The 16,579-nt window shown below is 60.9% G+C and carries 15 protein-coding genes; 7 read left to right on the top strand and 8 right to left on the bottom strand.

From position 1 onward, the window contains the following. Positions 1-124: 124 nt before the first annotated feature. Complete coding sequence (locus tag AC1DLO_RS21580) at positions 125-334, bottom strand: hypothetical protein (RefSeq protein ID WP_476891723.1); 210 nt, start codon at positions 332-334, stop codon at positions 125-127. A 346-nt stretch (positions 335-680) separates the two neighbouring features. Beyond that, complete coding sequence (locus AC1DLO_RS21575; protein ID WP_476891722.1) at positions 681-1,016, bottom strand: cupin domain-containing protein; 336 nt, start codon at positions 1,014-1,016, stop codon at positions 681-683. Between the two features lie 271 nt (positions 1,017-1,287). On the opposite strand from AC1DLO_RS21575, the gene AC1DLO_RS21570 reads away from it, so the two are divergent. Both AC1DLO_RS21570 and AC1DLO_RS21565 read left to right on the top strand, forming a co-directional pair. Continuing rightward, on the top strand, positions 1,288-3,465 hold the full coding sequence (locus tag AC1DLO_RS21570; protein WP_476914604.1) for an amylo-alpha-1,6-glucosidase: 2,178 nt from the start codon (positions 1,288-1,290) through the stop codon (positions 3,463-3,465). A gap of 491 nt (positions 3,466-3,956) precedes the next feature. Further along, a complete protein-coding gene (locus tag AC1DLO_RS21565) occupies positions 3,957-4,112 on the top strand; it encodes a hypothetical protein (RefSeq protein ID WP_476891720.1) in 156 nt (51 codons plus the stop codon). Between the two features lie 303 nt (positions 4,113-4,415). Here the strand turns inward: AC1DLO_RS21565 and AC1DLO_RS21560 are convergent, their stop codons facing one another. The 6 genes from AC1DLO_RS21560 to AC1DLO_RS21535 are packed head-to-tail and all read right to left on the bottom strand — an operon-like array spanning position 4,416 to position 11,113. Continuing rightward, positions 4,416-5,459, bottom strand: a complete 1,044-nt coding sequence (locus tag AC1DLO_RS21560; protein WP_476891719.1) for an NAD(P)-dependent alcohol dehydrogenase — start codon at positions 5,457-5,459, stop codon at positions 4,416-4,418. A 27-nt stretch (positions 5,460-5,486) separates the two neighbouring features. Then, a complete protein-coding gene (locus tag AC1DLO_RS21555) occupies positions 5,487-6,467 on the bottom strand; it encodes a D-2-hydroxyacid dehydrogenase (protein ID WP_476891718.1) in 981 nt (326 codons plus the stop codon). Then, positions 6,464-7,573: a tartrate dehydrogenase gene (locus AC1DLO_RS21550; RefSeq protein ID WP_476891717.1), complete on the bottom strand. Its 1,110-nt coding sequence runs from the start codon at positions 7,571-7,573 to the stop codon at positions 6,464-6,466. The genes AC1DLO_RS21555 and AC1DLO_RS21550 overlap by 4 nt, the downstream gene beginning before the upstream one ends. Then, complete coding sequence (locus AC1DLO_RS21545; RefSeq protein WP_476891716.1) at positions 7,570-9,117, bottom strand: aldehyde dehydrogenase family protein; 1,548 nt, start codon at positions 9,115-9,117, stop codon at positions 7,570-7,572. The genes AC1DLO_RS21550 and AC1DLO_RS21545 overlap by 4 nt, the downstream gene beginning before the upstream one ends. Before the next feature lie 17 nt (positions 9,118-9,134). Continuing rightward, positions 9,135-10,412, bottom strand: a complete 1,278-nt coding sequence (locus AC1DLO_RS21540) for an NAD(P)/FAD-dependent oxidoreductase (protein WP_476891715.1) — start codon at positions 10,410-10,412, stop codon at positions 9,135-9,137. A gap of 26 nt (positions 10,413-10,438) precedes the next feature. Next, positions 10,439-11,113 (bottom strand): haloacid dehalogenase type II, encoded by a 675-nt coding sequence (locus AC1DLO_RS21535; RefSeq protein ID WP_476891714.1) that lies wholly within the window; start codon positions 11,111-11,113, stop codon positions 10,439-10,441. A 349-nt stretch (positions 11,114-11,462) separates the two neighbouring features. Here AC1DLO_RS21535 and AC1DLO_RS21530 point away from each other — a divergent pair, with 349 nt between their 5' ends. The 5 genes from AC1DLO_RS21530 to AC1DLO_RS21510 all read left to right on the top strand — a co-directional run bounded on the left by AC1DLO_RS21530 (position 11,463) and on the right by AC1DLO_RS21510 (position 16,564). Beyond that, the gene (locus AC1DLO_RS21530; protein WP_476891713.1) at positions 11,463-12,389 is read left to right on the top strand and encodes an ABC transporter substrate-binding protein; all 927 of its coding nucleotides are present in this window, start codon (positions 11,463-11,465) and stop codon (positions 12,387-12,389) included. Between the two features lie 10 nt (positions 12,390-12,399). Continuing rightward, positions 12,400-13,332, top strand: coding sequence for an amino acid ABC transporter permease (locus AC1DLO_RS21525; RefSeq protein ID WP_476891712.1), 933 nt, complete (start codon positions 12,400-12,402; stop codon positions 13,330-13,332). Continuing rightward, positions 13,329-14,096, top strand: coding sequence for an amino acid ABC transporter ATP-binding protein (locus tag AC1DLO_RS21520; protein ID WP_476891711.1), 768 nt, complete (start codon positions 13,329-13,331; stop codon positions 14,094-14,096). The genes AC1DLO_RS21525 and AC1DLO_RS21520 overlap by 4 nt, the downstream gene beginning before the upstream one ends. A 1-nt stretch (position 14,097) precedes the next feature. Continuing rightward, on the top strand, positions 14,098-15,231 hold the full coding sequence (gene solA, locus AC1DLO_RS21515; protein WP_476891710.1) for an N-methyl-L-tryptophan oxidase: 1,134 nt from the start codon (positions 14,098-14,100) through the stop codon (positions 15,229-15,231). Positions 15,232-15,310: 79 nt separating this feature from the next. Then, positions 15,311-16,564: an aspartate aminotransferase family protein gene (locus AC1DLO_RS21510; RefSeq protein ID WP_476891709.1), complete on the top strand. Its 1,254-nt coding sequence runs from the start codon at positions 15,311-15,313 to the stop codon at positions 16,562-16,564. The last annotated feature ends 15 nt before the right edge of the window (positions 16,565-16,579 follow it).

Below are 16,579 nucleotides of genomic sequence, written 5' to 3'. Positions count from 1 at the left end.
TGGCAAAGGATTTGACGGAGAGCCTCCCTGCCACGCCCTAGTAGCAGTGCCAAGTTGTTGAACGCGCTGGGCTTGGGTCCGTTTCCTTCCTCGGTGTCCAGGATGGGCGGGGACCGTATCGAAGTCACCGAAAGAGTTCGCGGGTCATGCCGAAAGGAACCTGATCGGAAAGTCCAGCCGTGTACCGGCCTGGCAAATGGCGAGTAATGAGAATCCCACGTGTCCCGGCGCACAGGGCCGCTTCCTGCAGGTCACGCACCGCGGCCTCGAGGCGATCGTCAAGGTCTTGGCGGCTATTCATTTGTATGTTGATGCGTTCGGTGAGGGTGCCCATGGAATAACTTTCTTTGTGGCGGGTTGAGGTTCGACGGCGCTGACCGGCTGGCCAACGCGTGCCGCGATTAAGTTCGAGCCGGTTCGGCGATGGTGTGGGCTTGTCAGCGGCGTGGATCCGCAGCCAGGACTCCTCCAGTCCCACGCCTCGCCGTCGTCGTCGGACACGATGTCGGTGAACGCATCGTCGATTCCCGTCAAACCTATGGGGCGCAACTCAAGAAACCGTTCCTCCAACAACCAGAAAGTAGTGGTGCGCGCAGATGCCGTAGGCCGCTGTCCGCCGGCGCCCCCGGAACAGTGGGTTCTGTCCCGGGGGCGTTTTCCGTCGTACCAGGCCGCGGCTACTAGGCGGGAAGATCGATCACAACCCACATCTTGCGGAGGGTTTCGTGGATCGTCCAGGTGCCCCGCCACCCTTCAGGCGTTACGAACAAGGAACCCGGACCAACTTCGAAACTGCTTCCGTCTTCTTCCGTGATGGTCGCTGTGCCGCTCAGGATCTGGCAGATCTCGTCATAGCCTGGCCGGGTACTCGCGAACGTTCCTGGAGTGACCTCCCAGATGCCCGTCTTCAGCCCTTCGCGGGCCCAAAGACGCAACGACACCTCGGTCTGTCCCGGGGTGCTGGAGGTTGCCTTGGGGCTGTGCTCGCCCGGATTCGTTGTGTTTGCATCGCTCATGACAGTGGCCTTGACCATTGTTACTCCTTCTGGGACTGCGCCCTTCGAAAGTGCCCCCGTCTTTGGAAGAGCACAAACTCAACCTTAGCAATTGTCAACAATCGACGATATTGCCGAGATGGAAAATGTCCCGGTCAGGCGCGGCGCCTGCCCCGACCTCTCTGGCCCGCATGTGAGCGCAGGAGTAGCGTCGGTGTGAGGACGTAGAAGGGACGCCAGCGCCTGACGAAAGGCCGAGGCTGCCTGACACGGGTTCTTGAAGGAGCCAACAATGGCTGGATGGAATGCTGACACGGCCGCCGGCCCGCTCGGCGCCGGGACGGTAACCCTCGTGGAAGGTACGTCTTTCTGCATCTCGTTGCCCAACGGGGACATCCATCCGGATTCGCCGCACGGGGTATTCGTCCAGGACACACGCATCCTGTCGCGCTGGAACTTGACCATCAACGACCAGCCACTGGAGCCACTGGCGGCCCAGACCAAGGAGCCTTACCGGGCCGTTTTTGCTGGCCGTGTGGTCCGGTCGGACGGATATGGAGACAGTCCGCTCATCGTGGAGCGCATTCGTGAAGTCGGCGTTGGAATCCTGGAGCATGTCACGGTGCACAACCACTCCACGGAGCCGACAGAATGCTTGATCTCGTTCAAGGTAAGTTCCGATTTCGCGGACGTATTCGAGGTGAAGGAAGCCCGGGTCCAGCGCCAATGGAGCGAATCACGCGAGCCGGGCGAACATGAACTCACCATCCGTGCAAGTTGGCAGGACATCCGGAAGGCTGTCGTCATCAAATCCGAAGGTGCGGATGTCACTTCGGAGGCGCTGACGTACCGAACCACCATCCCGCCACATGGCCAATGGAAAACGGTGCTCACCGTGACGCCAGTGCATGACGGAATGGTGCCGGCAGCAGCTGTGGTTCATCCCGCCGTCGGCGAACTCTCACGCAGCGACCGCCGCCGACAGGAATGGGTGGCCAAGATTCCCGTTCTCCACATGGGCAACCACTCCATCGAACGGACGCTGCGGCGCAGTTACGACGATCTTGGCGCCCTTCGCATCGAGGACCCCACCCACCCGGAGAGGATTGTGGTGGCAGCCGGTGCACCCTGGTTCATGACGCTGTTTGGCCGTGACTCATTGTGGGCCTCGGAGATGGCCATGTCCGTTGATCCATCTTTGGCACTTGGCACACTGCAGACGTTGGCGGACCGGCAGGGGGCGGTCGTCGACCGGGTGACAGAGGAGGAACCGGGCAAGATCCTGCACGAGGTGAGGCTGGACGTCTCCAGCGGCCTGGCCCTGGGAGGCAAGTCCATCTACTACGGCAGCATCGATGCGACACCGCTTTTCGTGACGGTCTTGGGCTCGGTCAGCCGTTGGGGCTTTGCCAAGGACACCATCGCCGCCCTGCTCCCCCATGCGGACAAGGCTTTGGACTGGATTCGGGACTACGGCGACAGGGACGGCGACGGCTTCGTCGAGTATGAACGCCTCAACGACCGGGGTTTGATCAACCAGGGATGGAAGGACTCCTGGGACGGGATTAACTTCGCCGACGGAACCCTCGCAGAACCGCCAATCGCGCTTTGCGAAGTTCAGGCTTACGTCTATGACGCGTACATGGCACGAGCTTGGATTGCCTACGACGACGGAGACGCAGCTTTGGCGGCCGAATTCGCCGATCGGGCCGCACGGTTGAAGGAACGGTTCAATGAGCAGTTCTGGATGCCCGATCGTGGGTACTACGCCATAGCCTTGGACGGCAACAAACGCCAGGTGGATGCCTGCGCCTCGAACATGGGGCACTGCCTTTGGGTAGGCCTCGTAGATGAAGACAAGGCGCCCCTGGTCGCCGAACGGTTGATGTCCCCTGAGATGTTCAGCGGCTGGGGCGTGCGAACCCTGGCCAGCGACATGGGCGCCTACAACCCTGCGAGCTACCACAACGGCTCCGTCTGGCCGCACGACAACGCCGTCATTGCCGCCGGCCTGATGCGCTACGGATTCGTCGAGGAGGCGCAACGGATTGCATCCGCCCTGTTTGAAGCTGCCAGCTACTCGGAAGGCCGCCTTCCGGAGCTTTTCTGCGGATTCAACAGGGACCAGTACAGCGAACCCGTGCCCTATCCGACTGCATGCTCGCCCCAGGCTTGGGCAGCAACGTCACCCATCCAACTAGTGACGAGCTTGATGAGATACGACGCCCATGTTTCCCGCGGCGGGTTCTGGATGGACCCGAAGCTGCCGCCTTCCTACGGGGACCTGCATATCACCAACGCGCCAATGGGGGGCGGCCGGGTAACCATCGACATTACAGATTCCGTTCCCACCGTACAGGGACTTCCACCGGGGATGATATTTCATCGAGGTCATCGCCCATGGCTGGCCGAACTGGTGGCACAGGCCGGCCTCCGGATTTCTAAAGGCCGGCTGCGCGACGGAACCTAGTGGTGAACCTTCCCGACGGCGGCCGCAGGAAGCAGGCCGCTAAGCGGAATCCGGTCCCGAACGGCCTCGACAAGCGTGTCCTCCAGCTGCGGGACGCCAACTGCGACGGCGCCCCGTGAATTCCCGCTCGTCGGTCAAGACCGTCGAGGGTGGCGCCTGCTGCGCCGAGGAGGACTGCTTTGCTTCTTCGCATGATGCAAACTGCCTTTAGTCAGGGATGCGGAAGCCCCGAAATCCCCCTCCAATTAGCGGAAATCCGTTGAAACTACATGCTCCTCCGTCTAGCAATTGTCAACAATCGACGATAGACTGCGTGAGGTTCCTTATCTCGTGCCGGACAAGAAAGGCAGACAAGAATGCGACAAAGCGGTCGTACGTCCAGTCAAGTGTCCCTATGGACATCCCTTCAGCGCGGAGACATCGTCACCCTTCTCCGGCGCGGTATGCAGTGCCACAGGGGCACCATTGACGAACGAACCGAAGATGGCCGAATGATCTGGGTGACCGATGGTATCGGTGATCGTCGGCTCTTCCACATAGAGGACGACTACGAGTTGCTCGTCATGACATTGTCTACACCTGCCCAGGACGCTGTGGCAGCAGCGGGACGTGACGGCCATCCCGGATCCTTCAACTGGGAGGTCTGATGGGCAGCCTAGTCATGCTTATCGCGGCGGGGTTCCTGACTAGCACAAGTGCCCTCTTGCACAACCGGCCGTCCAGTGAAGGCACAGGGCGTAGGAGGATGTTTAGATCCAACTCCTTGTCACACATCTGCGTCGGAATCGTTGCGCTGGGTGCCATCCTCCTGTCAGTCGATGTGCAACTGGGAGCGTTCCGATGACTGACTCGGGATCCAACATGGCCGTTGGATCCATCCGGAACAGCCGGAATCCGCTGCTGGTGGCGTCGTCCTAAAGACCTGGAATATCCAGGACCTCTACGGAAGATCAGAATGTCGCTGCGTCAATGACAAAGCGGTACCGCACCGCACTGCCAATGACTCGGTCAAAAGCCTCGTCAATCTTGCTGGCCGGAATGATCTCCACCTCGGCGCCGAGCCCATGGGCGGCGCAGAAGTCCAGCATTTCCTGGGTCTGCCTGATGCCGCCCATCTTTGAACCGGCCAGATTACGTCTGAAACTGGCCAAGGACCAGGCCCGTTGTGTCAGTGGTTTCGAAGGCATCCCTACGATGACCAGAGTGCCGTCCAGGGCGAGCAAGGAAAGGTACTGATCGACGTCGATGTCTGCGGAGACAGTATTGATGATCAAATCGAAATGCCCTTGGTGGCGCGAGAAAGTGGCGGGATCCGACGTCGCGTGGCAGGCCTTCGCCCCGAAGCGAAGCGCGTCCTCCTGCTTCCTGAGTGATTGGCTCAGCACCGTCACTTGCGCCCCTAGTGCCGTCGCGATCTTGACGCCCATGTGGCCGAGCCCGCCCATGCCGATAATGGCCACCCGCTTTCCCGGGCCCGCACCCCAATTGCGGAGAGGCGAGTACATGGTTATGCCGGCGCACAGTAATGGTGCGGCTGCTTCGAGCGAAATGCCCTCGGGAATCCGCAGGACGTAATTCTCGTCCACAACAATGCTGTTGCTGTAGCCGCCTGCAGTTGGCCGGCCGTCCCGGCCCACAGAATTGTAGGTACTCGTCGATCCCGACTGGCAGTGCTGCTCCTCGCCCGCGAGGCAGTTGACGCAGTTCCGGCATGAATCCACGAAACAGCCAACACCTACCCGGTCGCCCACCGCATGGCGCGTCACTTTGCCTCCGACAGCTTCCACAATTCCGGAGATCTCATGTCCTACGACGACCGGGAAGTTGACGTTTGCCCAGTCGCCTCGCGCAGTATGGATATCGGAATGACAGATGCCGGTGAACTGGATGGCAATTCTGACGTCGAACTCACCCGGATCGCGGCGTTCGATGACGCCGGGCTGCAGCGGGGACGTAGCCGAAGCGGCGATATACGCCTTGGCAATAGAGGGCATGTTGCGGCTCCTTAGCTGCCTTCTGGATCAGGAAACAGGGACAAATCCGAGGGTCTTCTCCACCACGTTCAACAATGGTTCGCCGTTGACGAACCGTCCCAGATTCTCCACGAACAGATTGCCGAGGTCATCGAGATAGTTTTCAGTGTCACCGCTCATGTGAGGGGTAATGATGACGTTCTCCATACTCCAAAGCGCATGCCCTTCAGGTAAGGGTTCCGGGTGCACGACATCAAGGGCGGCACCGGCGATGGAGCCCGATGCCAGCGCTTCAGTCAGGGCGCCCGTGTGCACAAGTTCGCCGCGGCCGACGTTGATCAGGTGCGCCGACGGTTTCATGGACGCAAGAACGTCGGAGTTCAGCAGTCCCCTGGTTTCCGCGGTCAGCGGAGCGGCGAGCACAACATAGTCGAAGCCATGGACGATGCCGGGCAAGTCTTGGGAGGAGTAGATCCAGTCGAACTCATCGTCCCCAGGACGGCCTGTGCGTCCGGCGCCGCTGACCTCCATGCCCACGGCTCGGAACAGACGCGCGATTTCACGTCCGATCGATCCGATGCCCACCACCAGCGCATTTTGTCCCTGGATCTTTTGCGTGATTCTGTGCTGCCAGCGTTGTTGCTGCTGTAGCCGGAACGAAGCCTGCGCATCCTTGGCCGTGTCCAAAACGAAGCCGAGTGCGAACTCGGCAATGGCCCGGCTGAGCACACCCCGTGAGTTCGTGTACACAACGTCGCTTTGGACAAGCTCATCGAAGAGGAGCTGACTCACGCCTGCCGCCGAGACATGAACCCACTTCAGCGAAGAGGCTGCAGCCCAGTTCTCCTTCAAGGCAGGTGAGAACGAGTGCCACTGGTACAACACGTCCGCGCCGTCCAGCGCCTCAGCAAGCCCGTCGGCCTTGGTAAGGCGGACATCCGCCAGCTCCTCGATCTCCTGCAGCCGGGGCGGCAAAGCCTCACGGTACAGTGCTACGACGACGGGCCGCCTGCGTTCCGTGGCTGTCATGACGACGCCGTTGCTGCCGCCGGCTTGTTCTCCGTGGTGGCGCCTATCGCGCCAACGGCGTCGATGGCGTCCAGGACAGCGGCGGTGAATTCGGACGTCGAGGACGGTCCACCGACATCGCGGGTACCCAGGCCTTCCCGTAGGACAGACTCGAAGGCCATTTGGAGGTGCTCGGCAGCTTCCGGGTGGCCAAGGTGTTGGAGCATCATGGCCCCCGACCACATCTGGCCCACAGGATTCGCCAGGCCTTTGCCGGCGATATCCGGGGCCGATCCATGGACTGGTTCGAAGAGGGAAGGGAAGTCACCTTCGGGATTGAGGTTGGCGCTGGGGGCTACGCCGATGGAGCCGGTGACGGAGCTGCCCAGGTCCGAGAGAATATCGCCGAGCAGGTTGGAAGCAACGATCACATCAAAGGTCCAGGGTTTCAGGACCAGGTGCGCGGCCAACGCGTCCACGAGTTCGCTGGTGAGCGTCACATCAGGGTAGAGGCGGGTTGTTTCTTCCACCACTTCGTCCCAGAACGGCATGGTGTGGATGATGCCGTTGCTCTTGGTTGCCGAGGTCAGTCGGCCCCTCCGGGAAGATGCGAGCGATGCGGCGTAGTGCGCGGCCCGCGATACTCCCAGGCGCGTGAAAATGGTTTCCTGGACCGCGATTTCATGCGGCAGCCCGCGGTAGGCACGGCCGCCGACTTCCGAGTACTCCCCTTCGTTGTTTTCACGCACGATGAGGATATCGATAGGTTCCTTGGATGCAAGAGGCGACTTCACGCCGTCGAGCGTTTTCACTGGACGGAGATTGATGTACTGCTGGAATTCGCGGCGGATGGGGATCAACAGACCCCAGAGGGATTCAGCGTCCGGCACAGCCGGAGAACCCACGGCACCCAGGAAAATGGCGTCGTGCTGCGCCAACTGTTCGAGGCCGTCCAGGGGCATCATGCGCCCATGCTCGGCGTAGTAGTCGGACCCCCACTCGAAATGGGTGAACTCAAGGCTCAACGAGTGGAGTCCAGCGATGCGTTCAAGGCACTCGATCGCTGCGGGGACAACTTCCTTGCCGATGCCATCGCCCGCGATCACGGCGATTTTGTGGGTAGTCATGATGCATTCCGTTCTACGGTCGTCAGCTGCTGCCACCCGGAGGCCTGCTCTGCCAGTTTGATGATGGTGCTTTTGGGTTCGGTCATCTCACGCACGGCGTGCTTGACGCCTTCCCGGCCGACACCCGATTTCTTGAACCCGCCGAAGGGCATCGAATCGATCCGCACGTCGCTGGTCTCATTGATAACGACGGCGCCAACGTGCAGCTTCTCGGCGATTGCCAGGGCCAGATCGATGGATTCGGTGAAAACACCCGCTTGGAGCCCGTACTCGGAATTATTGGCGGCGTGGATGGCGTCGGAGACCTGGATAAACGGCATGATGCTGACCACCGGGCCGAACACTTCCTCGCGGATGACACGGCAGTCGGCCGGCACGTCCGTGAGAACCGTTGGCTGGTAGAACGCGTTGCGGCGCTTCCCGCCCACGCGGACGGTGGCGCCTGCAGCCTTGGCCTCCTCAACCCATTCCTCCACCCGGCGCGCCTCTGACTCGGTAATGAGCGGACCGATGTCCGTGCCGCGATCAAACTTCGCCCCGACGCGGAGCGCCTTGGTCCCGGCGATCACGAGTTCGAGGACCTCGTCGAACAGCGAAATGTGGACGTAGACGCGCTGGACAGACAGGCAGTTTTGGCCGGCCACTCCGAACGCCCCGGCAACGATCGCTTCAGCGGCCTTCTTTGGTTCAGCGTCCGAACAGACGATCGTGGCGTTGTTGCCGCCCAGTTCCGAGAGGATCTTCTTGGCACCCGCGGCAGCAGCAATGCGGTCCGCCGTCTTTGGGCCGCCAGTAAAGGAAATGAGGTCCACCTGCGGGTCCGTCACGATCGCCTCGGAGACTCCAGGTCCGGCGACAATCGCGGCGATGCGTCCAGCAGGGACACCAGCTTCCAGCAGCAGCTGGATGAAAGCCAGCCCGGTCAGCGGCGTTCGGCCCGAGGATTTAAGTACGACGCCGTTGCCTCCGATGAGCGCTGGCCCCAGCTTGTGTGCCACAAGATTGAGCGGATCATTGAACGGTGTGATGGCCGCGACGATTCCCACCGGTTTGCGGCTGTACCAGCCGATCTTGTTTGCTCCGGCCATGCTGTCATCAAAAGCAAGAGTTTCTCCATTGAGTTCGCTGGACGCAGCAGCGGAGAGCCGCAACGTTTCGATGCAGCGGCGCACCTCACGTTCGGCCTCGTTGATGGTCTTGCTGCTTTCCGCGGCAATGATCTCCGCGAAGCGAACGGACTGCTCCGCCAGAAGCACTGCTGCACATTCCAAAGCCTCGCGGCGGGCCCGGAGGGGCCATTCACCGTCCTGCAGGTGCCGATGAATGTAGGCTACGGCCCGCCGCACATCCTGTGGGGTCGAGGAACACACATTGCCCAAGAGCACGCCATCTTCAGGATCCCGAACCTCCAGGATCCTGTCGGCTGTCTCCCAACGGCCTTCGAAGAATGCACCACCCGGAAGTGCGGCAATGCTTGCCCGCCTGCAGGCCGTTTCCTCCCCTGTTTTTGGGCGCGCGTCAGTGACGGTTGTTGATGAACTCATGGGGACCTTTACCTTGCCTAGCTGAAACGGTCGATGATCTTCGCGGCTCCACCGATGAAGGGCAGGAACCACGGCGGGCCGAAGTGGCCGGGCACGGGCGGGTTCTTCAAGTCTTCCCACACGTTCGCCTGCTTGTCTCCGGCCATGTAATGGGCCATCTTCTTGCCCATGTGGGCGGCCATTTGCACGCCGTGGCCGCTGTAGCAGAGCGAGTAGAACAGGCCGTCGTGCACGCCGGCGTGCACCATCTGGTCCATGGAGAGGTCCACCAGGCCGCCCCAAGTGTAGTCCACCTTCACGTTGGCAAGATACGGGAAGAGCTCAGTCATCGCCTTGTGCAGGATTTCGCCGCTCTTGACGTCGGAATCCGGGCTGGACAGCGCAAATCGAGCGCGTCCGCCGAAAAGGAGCCTGTTGTCAGGGGTGATCCGGAAGTAGTACGTCAGCATCTTGCTGTCCGAGGCTTGGCGCCTGTGCGGAAGGATGCGGTTTACGACGTCCTCCGCCAAAGGTTCGGTGACAATGATGAAGCTGCCCACCGGAATCACGCGGCGCTGCAGCCAGGGTGTGACATTGCCTGTGTATCCGCTTGTAGCGACAAGAACCTGCTTGGCCCGTGTGATGCCGCGGGTGGTGTGGACGTCATGGACCGTGCCGGAGACTTTCTTCAGCTCGGTGACGCCGGCGTTCTCGCAAATGTCAGCTCCGGCAGCCGCGGCTGCACCGGCCAAGCCGTGCACGAACTTGCCCACGTGGAGGCCGGCCCCCAGCGGATCAAGCATTGCACCGTGATAGAAATCCGTACCGATTTCGCCGTGGATCTCCGACTCGGGAATGACCTTCACGTGGTAGTCGGCAAGTTTTGCCAATTGCTCCTGGGACTTCAGCATCCCCTCGTAGTGGGACTTGTGGAAGGCCAACGAAAGCTTGCCAAAGCGCTTGTAGTCGCAGTCGATGCCGTTGTCGTGGACGAGCTTCTCGATGCTGTCGATCGCGTCGTTGTATTCGCGGAACATCTCCACGGCACGGGTACTCCCGTACCGCTTGACGGCTGTGTTGAAACTGATGGCCAAGCCGGTCGTTGCCATGCCCCCGTTACGTCCGGAGGCGCCCCAGCCAACAGTGTGGCGCTCGAAGACAGCGACGCTTGCGCCTTGCTGGGCAAACTCAAGGGCTGCGGACAGCCCGGTAAATCCGGCGCCGATAATAGCGACGTCGACGTTCTCCGGCACAGGAGTCCGCCGGTAGTCTCCGGACGGTTCGGCTGTGTCCAGCCAGTAGGGGGTGAGTTTCACGGTTGACCTTTCAGCCTCGAAGTCGGTTAGAGACCGAGGTGCTTGTTGATCTCGTCCAGGGACTTAACTGTGGTGAGGTCGTAGCCCTCGCCAATGGGGTCGTAGCCACGATCCAGCATCCAGAGGTTCCGGAAGCCCATGTCGTGCATCGGATGCATGTCGTAGCGTGTGTGCGAGGAGACGTGCAGGAAGTCCTCCGGCTTGGCGTTCAGGGTGTCCAGCATGTACTCGAAGGCCTGGTAGCGCGGCTTGTAGGCCCGGGCCTGCTCAGCGGTAAACACGGCGTGGAAGTCTGCGCCGAGCTTGGGAATGCTGATGTCCAGGAAGCTGTCGTCTGCGTTGGACAGAGCCACCAGCTTGTAGTTATCGCCCATGAGCTTCAGCGGAGCCGGTACGTCCTCGTGGGAAACCCAGCCGCGTACAGCCTCAGCGAACTCTGCGCCGGCGCCTTCGGTGGGCCCGATGCCCCAGCGCTTGCACACGCGGTCAAAGGAATCCTGAAGGATCGCCTCGTAGGGCTTGTAGTCGCCAAGGACCTCGTCGAACCGGTACCCACGGAACTGCTTCTTGAAGGCCGGCCACTGCTCTTCAGAGATCCGGCCATCGAGCAGGCGACGCGTGGTGGGATCGATGTCGAAGTTGATGAGGGTGCCGTAGACATCAAAAGAGATGTACTTCGGCCGGAAGTTGGTGTCTGCCATGTTCGGTTCCGTTCTTTGTCAGGAAATGGAAGCGGTCGCCGTCCCTGCGTATTGGAGGTTTGGGGAAGCGCGCGGTGAACGGGGAACGGGTCCCCGGCAGGCTGGAAGATCCTGCCCGATGACTCGACTCTAGGCCCCAAAATTGTAAATTGTCAACAGTTTGCGTAGCTGAGATCGGACGGTTCAGATCCGATCCCGCCCCTCAAAAAAGTTTCTGTAAATTGTTGACAATCTACTGTTGAGGGGGTTGCATTGCATTAGACGGCAGAGAGATTCGGATCACACAAATCACACTTCTCCCCTCCCCGGTGACAACCACCAACTGACTACCCCTTCGAAGGGAAGCATTATGAAGACTCGAACCAAGGCACAAACTGCAGCCGCAGCACTGACTGTACTGCTTGCACTGACGGCCTGCGCAGGCACCACCACAAACACCCCGGCACCGGACAGCTCTAAGACGTCGAACACCGCTGATATTTCCGAGGGCGTCCAGCCCGATGCGGCCGCGGTCAAGCTGCTGCCGCAGTCCTACAAGGACAAAGGTGAGCTGACGGTGGCGATGGACCTTCACTACCCGCCAACCACCTTCCTCTCGGATGACAACAAGACCCCGATCGGTCTGAACCCGGATATTGCCCGTCTTGTGGCCAAGAAGCTCGGGCTGAAGCTGAAGTTCGAGAACACCGTGTTTGACACGATCATTCCCGGTATCGACGGCGGCCGCTACGACTTCACCGTCACCACCATGTCCCCCACACCCGAGCGGTTGAAGGTCCTGGATATGATCGACTACTTCAAGGCTGGCAATTCAATAGCCGTGAGCGCGGGAAATCCGCTGAAGCTCACCAATGAGAGCCTGTGCGGTAAGAACATTGCCGTCACAGCCGGTTCGACGGGCCAGTTGAAGCGCCTCCCGGCCCTCTCGGATCAAACCTGCACTTCCAAGGGACAACCAGCCATTAACGCCGTCACGCTTCCCAACGTCCAGGAAGCGCTGACCCAACTGGCGTCAAAGCGCATCGACGGCATCCTCTACGACACCACCTCCCTTGCGTGGGCCGCGAAGCAGCAGCCGGGCACGTTCACTATCCTCACCCCCCAGATCAACGTCGGCTCAAGCGACCTTACATCCGTCGGTCTCAAGAAGGGCTCGCCGTTGACACCCGCTATTCAGGCTGCCGTCCAGTCGGTCCTGAACAGCCCGAACTACAAACAGTCGCTCTCGAATTGGGGCCTCGAATCGGGTGCCATCACTGACGCCAAACTGAACTAGAGGGCAGGTCATGCAATCCCTGATCTCCGAAGAAAGTGAAAGCAAGATGAGTGGGATACCTTCAGCACTCAAACCGAGGCTGCGGCGGCGAAGCACCTTCGAGTACGTCGCCTGGGTGGTGTGCAGCCTGATTGGGCTCGGCATCCTGGTTTCCGTGTCAACCAACCCCAACTTCAAGTGGGACGTGGTCGCCAAGTACTTCACCCAGGAAACCATCCTCCGCGGGCTGATGCTCACGATCTTCCTCACGGTAGCAAGCATGCTCCTGGGCACCCTTCTGGGTCTGGCGCTGGCGATCATGAGGTCCTCACAGATCAAACCGATCGCGGCCACGGCAGGCGTCTACATCACCCTTTTCCGGGGTACGCCGGTCCTGGTCCAGCTGATCTTCTGGTTCAACATCGCCGCGCTCTACCCGAACCTGACCATCGGCATTCCTTTCACCAACATCAGCACGGCGGTCGACATCAACGCCCTGATGGCACCGATCACGGCAGCCCTGATTGGTCTGAGCCTCAATCAAGCCGCGTACATGGCCGAAATCATTCGCGGCGGCTTCTCCGCCGTCGGCAAAGGCCAGACTGAAGCTGCCGACTCATTGGGAATGAGCAGCGCAACGAAAATGCGCAAGGTCATCATTCCCCAGGCCATGCCATCGATCATCCCTGCCACCGGCAATCAATTCATCGGCATGTTCAAGGAAACCTCGCTGGTCAGCGTGCTCGGTGTCGCAGAGCTTCTGCAAAGCGCCCAGCTCATCTACGCCCGCACCTACGAGACTATCCCGCTGCTGATCGTTGCCAGCCTGTGGTACCTCGTGATGACCCTTCTTCTGAGCTACCCGCAATCCCTGCTCGAGAAAAAATACTCCCGTACATCCTCCAGGCTTCCCCGGAAGGCGAAGAAGATTGTGCTCACAGAACCGGAAGGTGTTGCCCGATGAGTACCGACGGCACCATTCACGCCCGTAGGATCCGAAAATCGTTCGGTTACAAAACAGTCCTGCAGAACATCGATCTGGACATCGCCTGCGGTGAGGTCTGTTGCATCATCGGCCCGTCCGGATCCGGCAAATCAACGCTCCTTCGCTGCATCAACGGGCTCGAGACTGTCGACTCGGGGGTCCTGAAGGTCAACGGTGACGACTTCGGATACTACGAAACCGACACCGCCTACCATGCCCTCAGTCCGAAGAAACTCGCCGAGCAGCGCACCAGGGTGGGCATGGTTTTCCAGCAGTTCAACCTTTTCCCCAACATGACGGCACGGGAGAACGTCATGGCCGGCCCCGTGCTGGTCAAACGCGGTGACAAGAAGCAGGCAGCCAAACGGGCCGACGAGCTGCTGGCCAGCGTCGGTCTGGGCGCTTTCGGCGACCACTACCCGGCCCAGCTTTCCGGCGGACAGCAGCAGCGTGTCGCCATCGCGCGGTCCTTGGCCATGGATCCGGAGATCATGCTCTTCGACGAACCCACCAGCGCCTTGGACCCCGAGAAAGTCGGCGAAGTCCTCATGGTCATGCAGGACCTCGCCAAAAAGGGCATGACCATGGTCGTCGTCACCCATGAAATGGGCTTCGCCCGCGAAGTCGCCGACTCGCTGATCTTCATGGACGAGGGCTTCGTCGTCGAACGCGGCGATGCCCGGGAGGTCCTTGCCAACCCCAAAGAACCCCGGACCCAAGCCTTCCTTAAGCAGGTGCTCTAAAATGGACGGAAAACTGGCCGTGATCGGCCTGGGCAGCATCGGAAGCATGGCCTTGTGGCAGGCATCCCGTTTGACCGATTCCGTCGTCGGATTCGAGGCGCAGTCACCGGGTCACGCCCGAAGCGCCGTTGGCGGCGACACCCGCCTCTTCCGCATGATTTACCGCGGCAACCCTAGCTACTACCCCATCCTGCAGCGTTCCCGCAGCCTCTGGGCCGAACTCGAGGCGGAATCGGGCCAGGACATTCTGACGCGCTGCGGCGGGCTATCGATCGGGACAGCTGATGGCCCCTACATCGCCGCCCTGCTCGAAACGACCCGGGCAAACGGGGCTGAGCATGAGAGCTTGAGCCGCGACGCCATGGCGGAACGGTATCCGCAGCATAACCTTCGGCCTGATGACTGCGCTGTGTTCGATCCGCATGCCGGCGCCCTGCGCACTGACCGCGCAGTGACGGCGGCAGTTGCCGCCGCACAGGCAAACGGGGCGAAAGTGGTCACCGACACGCTGATCGACAGCATTCGGGAAACTGACGACGGCGTGGTCGTCACCTCGGACGACAAGTCCTGGACGTTCGAAAACGTGATCGTCTCGTCCGGCGGCTGGTCCCAAAAACTCATGCCCGACTATCTGAAAGCGGCAACCGAGACGCGGCGCATATTCCTGTCCTGGTTCGTGGCCCGGGACGCTGCGGAATTCTCACCGGAGAGATTCCCCGTCTTCATCAGGATTTCCGGAGACCGCTCCATGTACGGTGCACCGAGCGTTGACGGAGTGACGGTAAAAGCCACCTTGGATGGTCGCGGCGCGCCAACGCCGGCGGCTGACTCAGTGCCAAGGGACCTCACCGCAGCGGAGATCGCGGAAACCACCGAGACGGTACGTGAGTTCTTCCCCGGCCTTTTTCCTAACATCGTTCGCTCGGACGCGTTCCCGGACCTCTTCACCACGGACTCCCAGCCTTTGCTGGGGTTCCTCGACAATTCGCGCAGGATCTACGCTGCAACCGGATTCTCAGGTGCCGGATTCAAAATGGCTTCCGGCTACGGCGAGATCGCAGCCAGCGAAGCCCTTGGTAAGCGCTGGTTTGACGGGCTGGACTTCGTTCGGCCCCAGAGGTTCGAGAAGATTTAGCGACTTCGTATGGGTTCCCAGGGTGAACTCAAGATCGCGTATTGTTGACAATCTACAGTTACTAAGAAAGTATGAAGCCATGGCAGCACTTAGTCCTATCCTGAAGCAGGCGACTCCTGTGGTCGTCGATTACGCGTCCGGCAGCTGGATCCACGCGACCGACGGCAAGAAGTACCTCGACTTCACCACCGGGATTGGCGTGACCAGCACCGGCCATTGCCACCCGGATGTGGTGGCTGCAGCCCGCGAGCAGGTGGGCAAGATTGTCCACGCCCAGTACACGACCGTGATGCACAAGCCCCTTCTGGAACTGACGGAACTCCTTGGCAGCGTTCTGCCCGAGGGATTGGACAGTGTCTTCTACGCAACTTCCGGATCAGAAGCCGTGGAAGCATCCATCCGCTTGGCCCGCATGGCAACCGGCCGCCCCAACATCATCTCCTTCCAGGGAGGCTTTCACGGGCGGACGGTGGCTGCAGCGTCCTTGACCACCGCCGGGACCAAGTTCCGCTCAGGATTCTCCCCTCTGATGGGTGGCGTGCACATAGCTCCCTTCCCGCATTGGTACCGGTACGGATGGGACGAAGCCACGGCTGTTGAGTTTGCCCTGAAGGAACTGGACCACCTCCTTCTGACCGTCAGTACCCCGGCTGATACGGCAGGCTTCATCATCGAACCGGTCCTGGGTGACGGCGGATACATCCCCACGCCTGTTGCCTTCCTCCAAGGACTTCGGGAACGGGCAGACCGGCACGGCATCGTGCTTATCCTCGATGAGGTCCAGGCCGGCGTCGGCCGAACGGGCAAGTTCTGGGGGCACGACTGGGCCGGGATACTCCCCGACGTGGTCATCACTGCAAAGGGCCTCGCAAGCGGCTTCCCGATTTCAGCAATTGCCGCGTCGGCGGATTTGATGGGCAAGGCCTGGCCTGGTTCCCAAGGCGGTACGTACGGTGGAAACGCGGTCGCAGCAGCAGCCGGTGTCGCCACCTTGGGCGTCATTCAGGGGGAGAACCTGGTGGAAAATGCCCTGCTGCGAGGCGAAGAACTGCGGGCAGGGCTGGACGCGCTGCAGGCAGAATTCACGGGAATCGGCAACGTGCGCGGACGCGGCCTCATGCAGGGCGTCGAATTCACCGCCGAAGGCAACATTCCCGACGCGGCAACCGCACTCGCGGTCCAGCAGGCTGCCATCAAGGAAGAGCTCCTGCTCCTCACCTGCGGCCCGTACGGCAACGTCATTCGTCTCATCCCCGCGCTGAACGTCAGCAGCGATGAAATCCAGGCAGGCCTGTCGAAGTTCACGCAGGCGCTCAAGTCGGCCACTTCCTAGTCCCTGATCACTGAA

This window comes from Arthrobacter sp. 01T419 (assembly GCF_056398865.1).
This window is presented reverse-complemented; position numbering and strand designations above follow the sequence as displayed.

Coding starts and splice junctions, on each gene's coding strand:
- solA (WP_476891710.1), top strand. CDS start 14,098: ATGGACGGAAAACTGGCCGTGATCGGCCTGGGCAGCATCGGAAGCATG.
- AC1DLO_RS21520 (WP_476891711.1), top strand. CDS start 13,329: ATGAGTACCGACGGCACCATTCACGCCCGTAGGATCCGAAAATCGTTC.
- AC1DLO_RS21510 (WP_476891709.1), top strand. CDS start 15,311: ATGGCAGCACTTAGTCCTATCCTGAAGCAGGCGACTCCTGTGGTCGTC.
- AC1DLO_RS21530 (WP_476891713.1), top strand. CDS start 11,463: ATGAAGACTCGAACCAAGGCACAAACTGCAGCCGCAGCACTGACTGTA.
- AC1DLO_RS21550 (WP_476891717.1), bottom strand. CDS start 7,573: ATGACTACCCACAAAATCGCCGTGATCGCGGGCGATGGCATCGGCAAG.
- AC1DLO_RS21575 (WP_476891722.1), bottom strand. CDS start 1,016: ATGAGCGATGCAAACACAACGAATCCGGGCGAGCACAGCCCCAAGGCA.
- AC1DLO_RS21570 (WP_476914604.1), top strand. CDS start 1,288: ATGGCTGGATGGAATGCTGACACGGCCGCCGGCCCGCTCGGCGCCGGG.
- AC1DLO_RS21580 (WP_476891723.1), bottom strand. CDS start 334: ATGGGCACCCTCACCGAACGCATCAACATACAAATGAATAGCCGCCAA.
- AC1DLO_RS21560 (WP_476891719.1), bottom strand. CDS start 5,459: ATGCCCTCTATTGCCAAGGCGTATATCGCCGCTTCGGCTACGTCCCCG.
- AC1DLO_RS21555 (WP_476891718.1), bottom strand. CDS start 6,467: ATGACAGCCACGGAACGCAGGCGGCCCGTCGTCGTAGCACTGTACCGT.
- AC1DLO_RS21545 (WP_476891716.1), bottom strand. CDS start 9,117: ATGAGTTCATCAACAACCGTCACTGACGCGCGCCCAAAAACAGGGGAG.
- AC1DLO_RS21535 (WP_476891714.1), bottom strand. CDS start 11,113: ATGGCAGACACCAACTTCCGGCCGAAGTACATCTCTTTTGATGTCTAC.
- AC1DLO_RS21565 (WP_476891720.1), top strand. CDS start 3,957: ATGATCTGGGTGACCGATGGTATCGGTGATCGTCGGCTCTTCCACATA.
- AC1DLO_RS21525 (WP_476891712.1), top strand. CDS start 12,400: ATGCAATCCCTGATCTCCGAAGAAAGTGAAAGCAAGATGAGTGGGATA.